This is a genomic window from Phreatobacter sp. GW821-FHT04C01, assembly GCF_059420385.1.
The window spans coordinates 24357-38520 of sequence record NZ_JBWKTP010000019.1 but is presented as its reverse complement, the minus strand read 5'-3'; the positions used below and the strand labels follow the sequence as shown (position 1 = coordinate 38520).

Annotated in this window: 12 protein-coding genes; 4 read left to right on the top strand and 8 right to left on the bottom strand. The window is 68.9% G+C overall.

What is annotated here, in order from left to right:
• Positions 1 to 66 precede the first annotated feature (66 nt).
• From AC07WJ_RS36275 to AC07WJ_RS36265, 3 genes are all read left to right on the top strand, one after another.
• Positions 67 to 1719, top strand: coding sequence for an ABC transporter substrate-binding protein (locus AC07WJ_RS36275; protein WP_494939609.1), 1653 nt, complete (start codon positions 67 to 69; stop codon positions 1717 to 1719).
• Positions 1720 to 1791: 72 nt separating this feature from the next.
• A complete protein-coding gene (locus AC07WJ_RS36270) occupies positions 1792 to 2511 on the top strand; it encodes a DUF1028 domain-containing protein (RefSeq protein WP_494939608.1) in 720 nt (239 codons plus the stop codon).
• A 278-nt stretch (positions 2512 to 2789) separates the two neighbouring features.
• Positions 2790 to 4796, top strand: a complete 2007-nt coding sequence (locus tag AC07WJ_RS36265) for a putative bifunctional diguanylate cyclase/phosphodiesterase (RefSeq protein WP_494939607.1) — start codon at positions 2790 to 2792, stop codon at positions 4794 to 4796.
• A gap of 41 nt (positions 4797 to 4837) precedes the next feature.
• On the opposite strand, the gene AC07WJ_RS36260 is transcribed toward AC07WJ_RS36265, so the two are convergent.
• From AC07WJ_RS36260 to AC07WJ_RS36230, 7 genes are all read right to left on the bottom strand, one after another.
• A complete protein-coding gene (locus AC07WJ_RS36260) occupies positions 4838 to 5659 on the bottom strand; it encodes an alpha/beta fold hydrolase (protein WP_494939606.1) in 822 nt (273 codons plus the stop codon).
• Positions 5660 to 5780: 121 nt separating this feature from the next.
• Entirely contained in the window at positions 5781 to 7424 is a 1644-nt protein-coding gene (locus AC07WJ_RS36255) for an MFS transporter (RefSeq protein ID WP_494939605.1), read from the bottom strand.
• Positions 7421 to 7873 carry a DoxX family protein gene (locus AC07WJ_RS36250; protein ID WP_494939604.1) on the bottom strand — a complete coding sequence of 151 codons (453 nt, stop codon included), beginning with the start codon at positions 7871 to 7873 and terminating at the stop codon, positions 7421 to 7423. The genes AC07WJ_RS36255 and AC07WJ_RS36250 overlap by 4 nt, the downstream gene beginning before the upstream one ends.
• A 12-nt stretch (positions 7874 to 7885) precedes the next feature.
• Positions 7886 to 9850 (bottom strand): amidohydrolase, encoded by a 1965-nt coding sequence (locus AC07WJ_RS36245; RefSeq protein ID WP_494939603.1) that lies wholly within the window; start codon positions 9848 to 9850, stop codon positions 7886 to 7888.
• Positions 9850 to 10122 carry a XapX domain-containing protein gene (locus AC07WJ_RS36240; protein ID WP_494939602.1) on the bottom strand — a complete coding sequence of 91 codons (273 nt, stop codon included), beginning with the start codon at positions 10120 to 10122 and terminating at the stop codon, positions 9850 to 9852. Before AC07WJ_RS36240 ends, AC07WJ_RS36245 begins: the two co-directional genes overlap by 1 nt.
• Positions 10123 to 10217: 95 nt before the next feature.
• Entirely contained in the window at positions 10218 to 10865 is a 648-nt protein-coding gene (locus AC07WJ_RS36235; RefSeq protein WP_494939630.1) for a hydrolase, read from the bottom strand.
• A 120-nt stretch (positions 10866 to 10985) separates the two neighbouring features.
• Positions 10986 to 12008 carry a LysR family transcriptional regulator gene (locus tag AC07WJ_RS36230; protein ID WP_494939601.1) on the bottom strand — a complete coding sequence of 341 codons (1023 nt, stop codon included), beginning with the start codon at positions 12006 to 12008 and terminating at the stop codon, positions 10986 to 10988.
• Positions 12009 to 12344: 336 nt separating this feature from the next.
• On the opposite strand from AC07WJ_RS36230, the gene AC07WJ_RS36225 reads away from it, so the two are divergent.
• The gene (locus tag AC07WJ_RS36225) at positions 12345 to 12956 is read left to right on the top strand and encodes a TetR/AcrR family transcriptional regulator (RefSeq protein ID WP_494939600.1); all 612 of its coding nucleotides are present in this window, start codon (positions 12345 to 12347) and stop codon (positions 12954 to 12956) included.
• Between the two features lie 34 nt (positions 12957 to 12990).
• Here the strand turns inward: AC07WJ_RS36225 and AC07WJ_RS36220 are convergent, their stop codons facing one another.
• The gene (locus AC07WJ_RS36220; protein WP_494939599.1) at positions 12991 to 13833 is read right to left on the bottom strand and encodes a MipA/OmpV family protein; all 843 of its coding nucleotides are present in this window, start codon (positions 13831 to 13833) and stop codon (positions 12991 to 12993) included.
• Between the last annotated feature and the right edge of the window lie 331 nt (positions 13834 to 14164).

The following is a 14164-nucleotide window of genomic DNA, read 5'->3' as shown; positions in this document are numbered from 1 at the left end:
GCGCGCCCGGCAACCCATGCTATCGTCGTGGCCTGATTTCCGGGGGGAAATGCCGGCTCCGCTCCCATGCGCAGGCGCGTCGGGCGGAACGGCCTGGTGGGCGAGGCGACGATGGGCATTTTCTGCAAGGCGCGGCTCGCCGCGCGCGGCCTTTGCCGCATGGCCGCGGCGGCGGCCATCCTCACCTTGCCGGGCCTCGCCCTGCGCCCGGCGGCGGCCGAGACCACGCTCAGGGTGGCGTTGCATTCCGACCTCAAGATCATCGACCCGATCTGGACCACGGCGCTGATCTCGACCCATCACGGCTTCATGATCTACGACACGCTGTTCGCGGTCGACGAGAAGATGGCGGTGCAGCCGCAGATGGTCGACAGCTGGACCGTCAGCGACGACAAGCTGACCTTCACCTTCAGGCTGCGCGACGGTCTCGAATGGCATGACGGCCAGCCGGTGACGGCCGAGGATTGCGTCGCCTCGATCCGCCGCTGGGGCGCCCGCGACGGCATGGCGCAGAAGCTGATGGCGGTGACGGCGGAGCTCCGGGCGGTCGACGCCAAGACCTTCGTACTGCGCCTGAAGGAACCCTATGGCCTGGTGCTGTCGACGCTCGGCAAGGCCTCGTCGAACGTGTTGTTCATCATGCCGAAGCGGGTCGCCGAGACCGACCCGAATACGCAGATCACCGAAACCACCGGCTCCGGCCCGTTCATCTTCCTGCGCGACCAATGGAAACCCGGCGAGCGCGCCGTCTATGTCCGCAACCCGCGCTACCGGCCGCGCGCCGAGCCGCCGTCGGGCATGGCCGGCGGCAAGGTGGTGCGGGTCGACCGGGTCGAGTGGATCTGGCTGCCCGATGCCCAGACCCAGGTGAATGCCCTGCTGCAGGGCGAGATCGACCTGGTCGAGGCGCCACCGCACGACCTCCTGCCCCTGGTCGAGAAGGATCCGAACATCGCGCTGGCCGTGCTGGCGCCGATGGGCCGGCAATATGCCTTCCGCTTCAACGTGCTGCACAAGCCGTTCAACGACGCGCGCATCCGCCAGGCCGTGGCCTATGCCTTCAACCAGCAGGATTTCCTGCAGTCGACCATTGGCGACCCGCGCTATTTCCGCGTCTGCCGATCGCTCTACCCGTGCGGTTCGCCGTTCGAGACCGAGGCCGGCTTCGAGGACAAGCTGGAGAGCAATTTCGTCCGCGCCCGCGCGCTGCTGCAGGAGGCCGGCTACGACGGCACGCCGGTCGTGCTGATGCAGTCGACCGATATCGGCTCGCTCGCCAATCTCGCGCCGGTCGCCAAGGCTCTGCTGGAGCGAGCCGGCTTCAAGGTCGACCTGCAGGCGATGGACTGGCAGACCCTCGTGTCCCGGCGGGTGAAGAAGGAGCCGCCTTCTGCCGGCGGCTGGAGCGCCTTCCTGACGTCGTGGGGCTCGATCGACGTGCTCGACCCGGCCTCCACCTCCTTTCTCAACGCCAGCTGCGAGCGGGCCGCCTTCGGCTGGCCCTGCGACGCTGAACTGGAACGCCTGCGCGACGCCTTCGCGCGCGAAACCGACCCCCAGGCGCAGAAGGCGCTGGCCGAAGCCGTGCAGCGCCGGGAGGCGGCCTATCCGACCCATATCCAGCTCGGCCAATATCTCCAGCCGACCGCCTACAGGCGCAACCTGACCGGCGTCTTCGCGGCGTCCAATCTGGCGCTGTGGAATATCGAGAAGAAGTGACCGGACGCCTGTCCGCGCATGGTGCCCAGCATGAAGGCTTTCGCATGAAAGATGTGGCATGAAGGATGTGGCATGACTTGGTCGATCGTCGCCCATGATCCGGCGAGCGGTGCCTTCGGCGTGGCGGTGGCGACCCGCGCCTTCGCGGTCGGGGCGAGTTGTCCCTTCGTGCGATCCGGCATCGGCGCGGTCTCTACCCAGTCGATGACCAATCGCTATCTCGGCCCGGCCGTGCTCGACGGCCTCGCTGCGGGCCTCGCGCCGGCCGAGGCGATCGAACAGGCGCTGCGACACGACGAGGGGCGCGGGCTGCGCCAGGTCCACGCGGTGGACGCCCAGGGACGCAGCGCCGCCTGGACCGGGTGCAACTGCGTCGAATGGTGCGGCGAGCGCACCGGCGCCCATGTCTCGGTGGCCGGCAACATGCTGGCCGGCGCCGAGGTCGTCGGCGGCTCGTTCGACGCCTTCGCCACCGGCGTCGGGCTCGCCCTGCCGGAGCGGATGATGGCGGCGATGCTCGCGGGCGAAGCCGCCGGCGGCGACCGGCGCGGCCGGCAGTCGGCGGCGATGCAGCTGACCACGACGGAGGATTTCCCTGACCTCGACATCCGCGTCGACGATCACGCCGATCCGCTCGGCGAGTTGCGGCGCCTGCTGGCTCTCTGGCGGCAGAACTGGCCGGCCCGCAAGGCCTGGGCACCGAGCAAGGCCAACCCGTCAGGCCAGGCCGACATGGATGCGATCGAAGCCGGTTGGGCCGCGCAGGGTCTGGATCTCAGGTTCCGACGGTAGGCCTTGGAGCGCGCCACCCCTCGCCCAGGTCGGCGCGGGAGAGGGTTTGTGCGAAGCTCGAACCATCGTGCCCCATTCGCCGTCCCCACTCTCCATCCAACTCCCTACCCCCTATCCCCTACTCCGGACTCGCCTCCGGCCTAACCTTTCGGCAGCGTTACGAAATCGGTGACTTCTGTTGGTCTATCCTGACGCGCCGTAGACATGCTTGGCGGGATGCCCGTGCCCATCACCGCCTGTATCGCTCCGGCCATGCGAAGATGTGTCCGAGGTCTGTCGTGCAAGACGTGCTTCTGAACAAGATTCGACAGGTCTTTTCGGGCGACCTGGCCGTTTTCGGCGGCCCCGCCACCGATGCGACGGTCGCCGGCCGATTGCGCGCCGAGCAGCTGGCGGGCGTGCTCCGGCACTCGCGCGGCATCATGATCGCCAATGCCTGCAATGCGCTGATCTTCGTCGCCGCCGAATGGCACACGCCCGATGCCGGCCGCGCCGCGATCTGGGCCGCCCTGGTGATCGCCCTGGTGGCCCTGCTCTATCTCAGGCAGCGGCAACGGCGCGGCCTGCCGCCACCGCCGACCGTGTCGGAACGGGCGGTGCGTCGGGCGGTCCTCTATGCCTTCGTGCTCGGCGCCTTGTGGTCGGCGGTGCCGCTGCTGTTCTTCAACACCGCCCCCATTGGCGTGCAGCTGGTCGTCGCCTGCCTCTGCGCGGGCATGCTGGCCGGCGGCGCCTTTGGGCTCGGCGGCATCCCGATCGCGGCCGTCGCCTTCACCGGTCCGATCTTCGTCAGCTCGGCGATCGCCATCGGCCGGTCCGGCGACATGACCTATATGCTGGTCGCGGCCCTGCTGGTCGTCTACGCGCTGGTGCTGCTGCGCACCGTCTTTTCCTACGCCATCGAGAACGCCAGCCGGCTGGTCGCCCAGTTCGACGCTGAGCAACGGCTGCGGCGGGATCCGCTGACCGAATTGCCCAATCGCGTCGGCTTCACCGAAACCGTCGAAGCGGCTTTCGTCCGCCTGGCCCGGGACCGCCGGCCGTTCACCTTGCTCTGGCTCGACCTGGACAGCTTCAAGGCAATCAACGACCGGTTGGGTCATACCGTCGGCGACGACATCCTGGTCCAGGCGGCGGACCGACTGCGCGCCTGTGTCGGCATCGGCGATGGGCTCGCCCGGCTCGGCGGCGACGAGTTCGCGGTCATCGCCTCCGAGGTCGCGAGCCCCGAGCAGGCCACCGCTTTCGCGCGCCGGATCGTCGACGCCTTCGCCCAGCCGTTCCGCATCGACGGCCAGGAGGTGGTGAACACGATCAGCATCGGCCTGGCGACCGCGCCGGCCGACGGCGACAGCCCGCGCACCCTGCTCAGGAGCGCGGATATCGCGCTCTATCACGCCAAGGGCGCGCGTGGCGGCTCGTTCCGCTTCTTCGACGCCAGTGACCACGCCTTCGCGCGGGAGCGGCGCGCGCTCGAGCACGACCTGGGCAATGCCCTGCACCGCGGCGAGTTTCGCCTCGTCTACCAGCCGATCCTGAACCTCGGCGACAACAGCATCGTCGGTTTCGAGGCGCTGATCCGATGGCATCACCCGACCCGCGGGCTCGTCGCCCCGGTCGACTTCATACCGGTGGCCGAATCGACCGGGCAGATCCGGGCGATCGGCGACTGGGTGGTCGAGGAGGCCTGCCGCGCCGCCAGCGCCTGGCCGGACGGCATTCGCATATCGGTCAATTTCTCGGCGGTGCAGTTCCGCGATCCCGGTATCGCCGCCCGCGTCAAGACGGCGATCGCGGCCAGCGGACTGGCGCCCGGCCGGTTCGAGGTCGAAGTCACGGAGACCGTGCTGCTGTCCGACGACGCGACCGCGCTCGAGATCCTCCTGGCGCTGTCGGCCGAGGGGGTCCGCGTCGCGCTCGATGATTTCGGCACCGGCTATTCATCGCTGAGCTATCTCAGAAAGCTGCCGCTGCACCGGGTCAAGATCGACCGGTCCTTCGTGCAGGACCTGCAGACCGACCAGCAGAGCGCGGCGATCGTCAAGTCGGTGATCGGGCTGGCCGCCGATCTCGGCATCGACACGACCGCCGAAGGGGTCGAGACCGCCGAGCAGCTCGCCTTCCTGCGTGTCCACCACTGCAGCGAGGCGCAGGGCTTTCTGATCGGCCGGCCGATCGATGCCAGCGAAGCCACCGCCCTGCTCGCCCGCCCCCCGCGCACGCCGAAGACCAGGCGGGCGGCCAAGGCTTCCGCCAAGGCCAAACCAAAGGCGCATTGCGGCTGAGCCCCGGCGCGGTCCGTCCCGGACAGCGCCGGCGGCCCGCCTCAGCCCCGGATGAAGGCCAGGAGATCGGCGTTGAACTGATCCTGCTGGGTCAGCGTCAATCCGTGCGAGCCGCCCGGATAGACCTTCAGCGTCGCCTTCGGCACCAGCCTGGCGGTCTTGCGGGAGGACGCGTCGATCGGCACGATCTGGTCGTCATCGCCATGGATGACCAATGCGGGCACGTCGATCTTCTTCAGGTCCTCGGTGAAATCGGTCTCGGAGAACTGCTTGATGCAATCGAGCAAGCCCTTGATGCCACCGCTCATGCCCTGCAGCCAGAAGGCGTCGCGGGCACCTTCCGAAACCTTGGCGCCGGGCCGGTTGAACCCGTAAAAGGCCATGCTCAGGTCCTTGAAGAACTGCGAGCGGTCGTCAAAGGTAGCCTTGCGAATGCCGTCGAACACGGCGATCGGCAGGCCTTCCGGATTGGCCTCGGTCTTCAGCATGATCGGCGGCACCGCACCGACCAGCACCGCCTTGGCGACCCGGCGCGTGCCGTGCCGCCCCATATAGCGCGCCACCTCGCCGCCACCGGTCGAATGGCCGACCAGCACCGCGTCCTTCAGGTCGAGGGCCTCGATCAGGCCGGCCAGATCGTCGGCATAGGTATCCATGTCATTGCCGTCCCAGGGCTGGGACGAGCGGCCATGGCCACGCCGGTCATGGGCGATCACCCGGTGGCCCTGCTGGCCGAGAAAGACCATCTGGCCGTCCCAGGCATCGGCCGAGAGCGGCCAGCCATGGGAGAAGACCACCGGCTGCCCCTTGCCCCAGTCCTTGTAGAAAATGGTCGTGCCGTCCTTGGTGGTGAAGGTGGCCATGATCGGTCTCCAGGGGGTTGAAAGAACAACAGGGAGGCGAGCCTCGCCGCCGATCCGGCAAGCTGGCGAAGGCAGGCGCGAACCGCATGGCCGGGGATGATCCGGGCTGCGGCTGGTCTTCTTATGACGGCCGGCCGTGAGCGCCGGCCGGCGGCGGATCGAGCACCAGGAAGTGTTCGGCGCCGGCATGGGCGGGTTCGGGCCGGTATCGGTCCAGCTCCGCCTGCAGAGTGGCGTCGGCCCTGGACACCCGGCGATGCTGGCGCAGGTGCTCGGCCCAGGATTCGACCATGAACCACTCGACGATGCGTTCGGGATCGGCGGCATCCTCGGCCACCCACCAGGCATAGGCGCCGTCGCGCCGCCGCTGCTCGGAAAACCGGTAGAGCGTGCCGAGGAAGGCCGCACGCTCGGCCAATGGCACGCGATATTCGATGACGATCTTCACCGGCCCGCGGTCGTTCTCCACCGCCTCCGCCAGCAGCGGCTCGGGCCAATGGTTGGAGGGCGTGAGGTCCGCCTCGCCGGCCGGCAGCCGGATGCGTCCGGCGACCAGGCCGACCAGCACCAGCCCGGCACCACCGAGCTGCAGCGCCGCCGGCACGCCGACCCAATGGGCCACCGCGCCCCAGGCGAGGCTTCCTGCCGCCATCGCGCCGTTGAACACGGTGAGGTAGATGGCAAGGCCCCGTCCGCGCACCCAGTTGGGCAGGATCGCCTGGGCGACGCCGTTGAGGGTGGTCAGCGCCGCGATCCAGCCGGCGCCGAGCGCCAGCAACAGCAGCACGGCGAGCCAGCGCGGCGGCCCGACGGACAGGCCGGCCATGACCACCGCGGCGATGAGGGCGGCGCCAAGCATCAGGCCGTCGGACGAGAAGCGCTGGCGCGCCCGCGGCAGCAGGACCGCGCCGACGACCGCGCCGGCGCCGACCGCGCCGAGCAACAGGCCGTAAAAGCCGGCGCCACCGCCCAGCAGGTTGCGCGCGACCAGCGGCAGCAGCGCCCAGATGTTGCTGGCGAAAGCGAAGAACAGCGCCGCGCGCAGCAGCACCACATGCAGTTCGCGGCTGGCGCGGGCATAACGCAGGCCGGCGCGGAAAGCACCGGCGAAACGTTCCGCCAACGCGGTGTCGGCCTCCGGCGCGCGCCGCCACCAGACGAGCGCGGCGATGACGACGAGGTAGCTGACGACATCGGTGCCATAGGTGACGGTGGCGCCGAACGCCGCCAGCATGACGCCGCCCAGCGCCGGGCCGATGGCGCGGGCAATGTTGAAACCGAGCGAATTCAGCGCCACGGCATTCTTCAGCTCGGCCCTGGGCACGAGCTCGGGCACGATCGATTGCCAGGTCGGGCTCATCAGCGCCGCGCCGACGCCGCCGAGAAAGGTCAGTGCGACGATGCCGGTCACGGTGATGGTGCCGGTCGCGGCCAGCAGCATAAGGCAGAAGCTGACGCCAGCGAGAAACACCTGGATGCCGATCAAGAGCTTTCGCCGGTCGACAATGTCGGAGAGCACCCCGGCGGGAATGGCCAGGAAGAAGATCGGCAGGAAGCCGGCCGCCTGGACCAGGGCGACCGCCGCCGGCGCATTGGTCAGCTCGGCGACGATCCAGGCGCTGGCGACGTCGCGGATGAACACGCCGGTATTGCCGAGCACCGTGGCGACCCACAACACCAGGAAAACCTGGTGGCGCAGCGGCGCGAAGCCGCCGGGTGCAGGCTGCGGCGGCGCGGTGGCCGGGGCGTCGTGATCATGCGTCATGCTACCCTTCGACCGTTGACGAACAGGGTCACCATCGCGAGGCCGCCGACGATAGCAAGATTACCGAGGAAGGTCGCCATCTGATGGCCGCGCTCAGGTCCCTCGAAGGTCCAGAACGCATGCGCCAGCAAGGTCGCGACGACGGTGAACCCGGCCAGAATGCCGGCGCCGAGCCAGCAATAGCGCCGTGTCAGGAACAAGAGCGAGCCGCCGAGCTGGGCCAGGATGACGGCGACCGCCAGCAGCGCCGCCCGCCCCGCCCCGATGCCGCCGCCGACGAGGCCGACGACCTCGGCGGTGGCGCCGGAGAAATCGGTCAGCTTCACGATGCCGCTGATCAGGAAGGGCGAGACCACCGCCAGCCGCGCCAGGATGGCGAGCCCCGGCAATGCCAGCAGCCAACGGATCGGTACGGGAACGCCGCTGTCGTCTCTCATGGTCTGGCTCATTCGCCGCTCCCCCTAGAACGCCCAGCAGGAGCAGCCGAGCGCACCCCAGAAGGAGCGCTCGTCCGACACCGGGACATCGGCCGCCCAGGACTGGGCGTGGGCATGACCATGCACGCCGCATTGGCTGGCGCAGCCGCAGGCCGCGGCCGCGAAGGCATGGCCGGTGCCGGTTTCGCGCCCGGCGCGCTTCTGGTAACCGCCGAAGCGGCCGACTGGCGACCAGTCCGGCATGGCCGGCGGCAGGGCTGGCGCCAGGTCCTTGTAGTCGCCGTCGCCATGGACCGGCGCCCCGCCGAGCAAGGTGAGCACCGAGGTGATGTCCTGGATGGCCTCGCCGGGCACCGCGAAATAGTCGTCGGAGAGCACCACCAGGTCGGCGAGCTGGCCCGGCCTGATCTGGCCCTTCTTGCCGGTCTCGGTGGAGAACCAGGTGTTGGACTCGGTCCACAGCCGGAGCGCCGTCTCGCGGTCGATCAGGTTCGCGGCGGGATAGAGCGAAAGCCCGCCGAGCGTCCGGCCGGTGACCAGCCAGGACAGCGAGACCCAGGGGTTGTAGGAAGCGACACGGGTGGCGTCGGTGCCGGCCCCGACCTGGACGCCCATGTCGAGCATGCGGCGGATCGGCGGCGTGCGCTCGGCCGCGCGATGGCCATAGCGCTCGACGAAATATTCGCCCTGATAGGCCATGCGGTGCTGCACGGCGATGCCGCCGCCGAGCCTGGCGATGCGCTCGATATTGCGGTCGTCAATGGTCTCGGCGTGGTCGAACAGCCAGTTGATGCCCTTCAACGACACATCCCGGTCGACCTTCTCGAACACGTCGAGCGCGCGGGTGATGGTCTCGTTATAGGTGGCGTGCAGCCGCCAGGGCCAGCGGTTCTCGGCCAGCAGCCGCACCACCGGCTCTAGCTCGCCTTCCATGCCCGGCGGCAATTCGGGACGCTCGACCTGGAAGTCCTCGAAATCGGCGGCGCTGTAGACCAGCATCTCGCCGGCGCCGTTGTGGCGATAGGTGTCGTCGCCCTGCCCCGGCGTGACCTGCCTCGCCCAGGCCTGGAAGTCGGCGAGCTCCTCCTTCGGCTTCTGGGTGAAAAGGTTATAGGCGATGCGCACCGTCAGCTGCCCTTCGGTATGCAGCTCCTCGATGATCCGGTAGTCGTCGGGATAGTTCTGGAAGCCGCCGCCCGCGTCGATCACGCTGGTGACGCCGAGCCGGTTGACCTCGCGCATGAAATGGCGCGTCGAGTTCTTCTTGTATTCGGCCGGCAGCTTCGGCCCCTTGGCAAGCGTCGCGTAGAGGATGGTGGCGTTCGGCCTGGCGATCAGCAGGCCCGTCGGTTCACCCCGGGCGTCGCGCACGATCTCGCCGGCCGGAAAGTCGGGCGTGTCCCTGGTATAACCGACCGCCCGCAGCGCCGCGCCGTTCAGCAGCGCCCGGTCGTAGAGATGCAGGATGAAGACCGGCGTGTCGGGCGCCGCCGCATTGATCTCTTCGATCGTCGGCAGGCGTTTCTCGGCGAATTGATGAGCGGTGAAGCCGCCGACCACCCGCACCCATTGCGGCGCGGGCGTGCGATCGACCTGTTCCTTCAGCATGCGCATGGCGTCGGCCAGCGAGCGCACGCCGTCCCAGCGCAGCTCCATATTGTAGTTCAGGCCGCCCCTGATGATGTGCATGTGGCTGTCGATCAGCCCGGGAATCGCGCGCCGGCCCTTCAGGTCGATGCGCCGGGTGGCCGGCCCGGCAAGCGCGATGATGTCGCGCTCGTCGCCGACGGCGAGGAAGCGCCCGTCGCGAATGGCGACCGCCGCCGCCTCGGGCCGCTGCCGGTCGAGCGTGGTGATCTTGCCGTTGAACAGGATCAGATCGGGACTGTGAGCCATGGCTTGAGCCTCGGCAGTGCGGGGGCGATTGGCAAGACCTGCGGCGAAGGCGCCCAAGCCGGCGGTGACGAAACGGCGATCGATCGGGTCCATCACAGGTCGCTCCGGGCTGCGGTGCGTGTGGTGGCGGCACGCCCGGGCAGCTCGCCCAGCACGTGCTGCTTACAGTCGGCCAGCACCTCGGCGGCCGACAAGGGCGTGCTCGCCACGAGGTTGCGGACGATGGGGACCAATTGCTCGCCGATCAGGATACCAAGCAGGCCGACCAGCGCGACGACCGGCGGCGCCGGCGAACGCACGCCGACCAGCGCATAGATCGCGCCGACCATGAGGCCGACCCCGAGGGACAGGAGATAGAGCTTCATCCGACGCTCCTCATGCTCATTGCCGCGCTGTCGACCGGGGTCCCTGGCGAAGCGCTTGGCCGTCCTTCGAGGCTCGCAAGCGAAGCCCCGCCCGTTCAACCCTCATGCGCGCCGAACATCGCCTTGGCGTAGATCAGCCCGAGGCCGTAGCCGCCGCCATGCTTGACCGCGATGCCTGTCGTGAGCGCATAGGTCTCGCCACGCGCCCAGTCCCGCTGCAGCTCGAGCAGATATTGCAGGGCGGTCATCGGGCGCGCTCCGGCTTGGACCATGCGGTCCATGGCGCAGCGATGGGCCTCGTCGGAAACGTCACCGCAGGCATCGGCGATCACATGGACCTCGAAGCCCTGGTCGAGCGCCGAAAGCGCCGGTCCGACGATGCAGACGGAGGTCCACAGGCCGGCGAGCACGAGGCGCTGCCGGCCGATCTGATTGACCCGGTCGCAGATCCGGGCGTCCTCCCAGGTGTTCATGGTGCTGCGGTCGATGATCTCGGCGCCCGGGAAAGGTGCCTTGACCTCCTCGAAGATCGGGCCGGAAAAGCTCTTCTCGGCCACGGTGGTCAGAATGGTGGGGACGCCGAAACCGGCGGCGGCGGCAGCGACCATGCCGGCATTGTTGCGCAGCAGGACGGCATCGATCGACTTGGTGGCAAAGGCCATCTGAGGCTGGTGATCGATCATGATCAGCGCATGGTTGGACGGATCCAGCAGCGTCTTGCCGGGATTGGGACGGGCGTTCACGGCCATGGCGAAGTCCTTCCAGGGTGTCAGATTTTCCTTCGAACCGGCGCGGGTCGCTCCCGAGGGCCCGGGCCGGATGGCGGCGAAGCTAGACGCTCTGCCCGTCGAGGAAACCCTGTTTCATTTGTTTCCATGCAAGCCGACCTTGCGGGCCAGTACATCGTCGTTTTCCGCCGGCTGGACCGGCACCTCCGACGGCGGCCGCCCGGGCGGCGGCGAGGACCTGGCCAGTCCGGGCTCGCCGCCTTCGATGAGCGGCCGGAGCTGGGTAAGGCGCGCGGCCAGGAAATCCAGGAAGACGCGCACGCGCGCCGACTGCCTGAGGTCGGGATGGGTCAGGAGCCAGAGGTCGGCGGCATGGTCCGGCACCGGCGGCGCGAGGCGACGCAGCAACGGGCTGGCATCGCCGACATAGGAGGGCAGGTAGCCGATGCCGAGCCCGGCCTCGATCGCCTCGGCCAGGCCCAGCACGCTGTTGACCGTGCAGGCGACATGCCCGACGGGAACCTGGCGCAGCGTTGCCCGCACAGCGGCGGGAGCGCCGCCATCCTCCGACAACATCACCCAGGGCCGCTGCGCCGGCGCCGCGTCATTGGCCGAGGTCGGCGCGGCATCGGCGATCCGGCCGTACAAGGCCCAGGCGACCCGGGCGACGCGCCGGCCGACCAGGTCGTGGGGCGGCGCGTCGATCGCCTGCACCGCCACGTCGGCGTCGCGCCTGGCCAGGTCCAGCGTCCGGTTGCTCAACACGAGGTCGAGCTGGACATCCGGGCATTTGGCGCGGAACGACAGGAACAGCGGCATCAGCAGGCGCGCGTGCAGGGCATCGCTGGTGGTCACCCTGAGTTCGCCGGCGGGCGCCTGGCTCCAGCCGGCGAGCTTGCGCGTCGACGCCGTAAGGTCGGCGTCGATCCGCTCGGCCAGCGCGATCATCTCCTGGCCCGCCGGCGTCGGGACGTAGCCGCTCCTGCGCCGCTCGAACAGGGTGGTGCCGAGCATCGTCTCGATGGCCGCGAGGCGCCGGAACACGGTGGAGTGGTTGACGCCCAGCGCCGCCGCGGCCGACTGCAGTCCGGCACCGTCGGCGATCGCCTTCACCAGGCGAACGTCGTCCCACATGAAGGTCTTGCGGGTGGTGGTCATTGGCTTGCCGATCTTGCGCTGGAGGTAACGGATACAATGTGGGTATTTCACGTTTGCAAATCAAATATGAATTCTGCCGCAGCCACATTGCGCCAACGCAATCAACCGCATGGGCCGGGTCCATGGATCACACTCGGCATGTGTGCCTTGGCGGCGCTCGACCATGGGCAATCGCCTGAAGCGGCCGCTGGCTGAACCCCGCGTCGAAACGCCGCTCCGGCGCCGGCCCGGCCAATGCTGGCGCCGCCACGAAATCGCCCCCGTTGCCAAGGACATGCTGACCTTACCTTGGGTCAGAAACGCGCCTGCGGCGCGGCCATTTCCGGTGTCGTCACAATGCTGAATTCCGCACGCAAATCGCCGCGCCAGGCACGCTCGCGGGCAACCGTCGACGTGATCCTGGACGCAACCGTGCTGGTGCTGGCGGCGGAGGGTTACGCCGCCGCCACCACGACCCGGATCGCCGACCGGGCGGGCGTCAGCGTCGGTTCGCTCTACCAGTATTTCCCGAACCGCGAGGCGCTGGTGAATGCGGTCGCGCACCGGCACGACATGGCGCTGCAACGCGAGGTCGGACTGTCCCTGGCTGCGGTGCGCGGCGCGAGCCTGCGCACCGTGCTCGGCCGCGGCCTGCGGACGGTGATCCAAGCCCATGGCCGAAACCTGGCGTTGCAGCGGGTTCTGGTGGAAGAGGCGCCCCGCCTGGGTGCCAGGTCCTGGGTCATCGACCCCGATGCCTATCGTCACACGACCTCACGCCAGGTCTTCGACCAGCATGAAAGCGAATTGCGGGCGGGCTTCAGCCGCGAGGCCGCGGCCTTCCTGATCCCCAATGTGGTCGGCGCCAGCATCGCCGCCGCCACCCTGTCGCGGCCGGCCGCCTTCGACAGCGGCGAGCTGGAGACGGAGCTGACCGAGATGATCTATTCCTACGTGGCGGGCCGCTGAGCCGAACCGGCTGATGGCGATTGCGCCGCGCGCGTCAGCGCACCCTGATGTCGAAGGAATAGGAGGCGCCGAAGCCGACGGTCACCTGGTCGGCCGAGCCACGCAGCCGGACCAGCGGGCTCGCCGCGCCGCCGCCGAGCAGCCGCGCATATTCGACATAGGAATGCACCGTCCATTGCGGATTGATCCGATAGCGCAGCAGCGCGCCCGCACCGACCGAGCGCGCCCCGCCCTTGGGGTCATGGACCGGCAGGCCCGAGGCAAGCGCCTGGGCCGCATCGATGCCGAAATAGGGCTTGAGCGCGCTGCCGTCGCCGACCGAGAAGCGCGGACCGCCCGACAGCGTGAAACCGTACCAGGACGGCGCGATCAAGTCGGCCGAGAAGTCCGCGACGATGCCCTGATGGCCGCCAAAGCCGCGGCGCAGCTCGACCCGGCCGCGCAACCAGTCGGTCGGGAAATATTCGGCGAAACCACCGATCTCGGCGGTCCATTTGACAGTGTCGAGGCCATGCAGGACGGCATTGCCGCCGACCGAGCGCTCGGGCACGAATTTGCCGACAGGGCCAGCGCGAAAGCCGCCGAAGTCGATGAGTGCGAAGCTGATTCCGTCACGCGGGCTGCGGAACCGTTCCGGCGTGCCGGCACGGCGGATCGAGAAGATCGGCACCGGGTTGAGCAGGAAATCCTTGGAGCCGTCGAAGCGCGGCTTCGCCTCGGCGCCAAGGCCGATCGTCACGGTCCAGTCGCCGAGCGGCGACGGCAGGAACGGCAAGGTGAAGGGCGGCGGCGGCAAGGTGAAAGCGGGCTCCGCCGAAGCGGTCGTCGGCATGGCGAGCGGGCCAGCCAACACGACGAGAAGACCTGGACGGAGCATGAATTTTTCGACCTCGGAGCCGGCGCATGTCGGAAGGCGGCCGGCGCGGGGGGATCTGCCGCGCCGGCCCCGGTTTCGCTCGGAAGGGCTGGACAACGTCCGAGCCCGCTCAAGGTAGTGGGTTGGCGGGCGCGGAGAATTCGCGTTCCGGGAGGGCGAAGGGGTGGCGGGTAAGCTCTTGATATGGCGCGCGTAATCGGCGCCAAAGGGCGACCGAACGGCGTTTTTCGGGGCGTGGTCTCGCATTTGAGCAACGGGCCGCTCACGCGCGCAGCCTGACCAACCCTCGCCCGCTTACGATCGAGGGTGGCGCCGCATGGCGAGTGCGAGC

Coding starts and splice junctions, on each gene's coding strand:
- AC07WJ_RS36275 (WP_494939609.1), top strand. CDS start 67: ATGCGCAGGCGCGTCGGGCGGAACGGCCTGGTGGGCGAGGCGACGATG.
- AC07WJ_RS36270 (WP_494939608.1), top strand. CDS start 1,792: ATGACTTGGTCGATCGTCGCCCATGATCCGGCGAGCGGTGCCTTCGGC.
- AC07WJ_RS36260 (WP_494939606.1), bottom strand. CDS start 5,659: ATGGCCACCTTCACCACCAAGGACGGCACGACCATTTTCTACAAGGAC.
- AC07WJ_RS36255 (WP_494939605.1), bottom strand. CDS start 7,424: ATGACGCATGATCACGACGCCCCGGCCACCGCGCCGCCGCAGCCTGCA.
- AC07WJ_RS36250 (WP_494939604.1), bottom strand. CDS start 7,873: ATGAGCCAGACCATGAGAGACGACAGCGGCGTTCCCGTACCGATCCGT.
- AC07WJ_RS36245 (WP_494939603.1), bottom strand. CDS start 9,850: ATGGACCCGATCGATCGCCGTTTCGTCACCGCCGGCTTGGGCGCCTTC.
- AC07WJ_RS36240 (WP_494939602.1), bottom strand. CDS start 10,122: ATGAAGCTCTATCTCCTGTCCCTCGGGGTCGGCCTCATGGTCGGCGCG.
- AC07WJ_RS36230 (WP_494939601.1), bottom strand. CDS start 12,008: ATGACCACCACCCGCAAGACCTTCATGTGGGACGACGTTCGCCTGGTG.
- AC07WJ_RS36225 (WP_494939600.1), top strand. CDS start 12,345: ATGCTGAATTCCGCACGCAAATCGCCGCGCCAGGCACGCTCGCGGGCA.
- AC07WJ_RS36220 (WP_494939599.1), bottom strand. CDS start 13,833: ATGCTCCGTCCAGGTCTTCTCGTCGTGTTGGCTGGCCCGCTCGCCATG.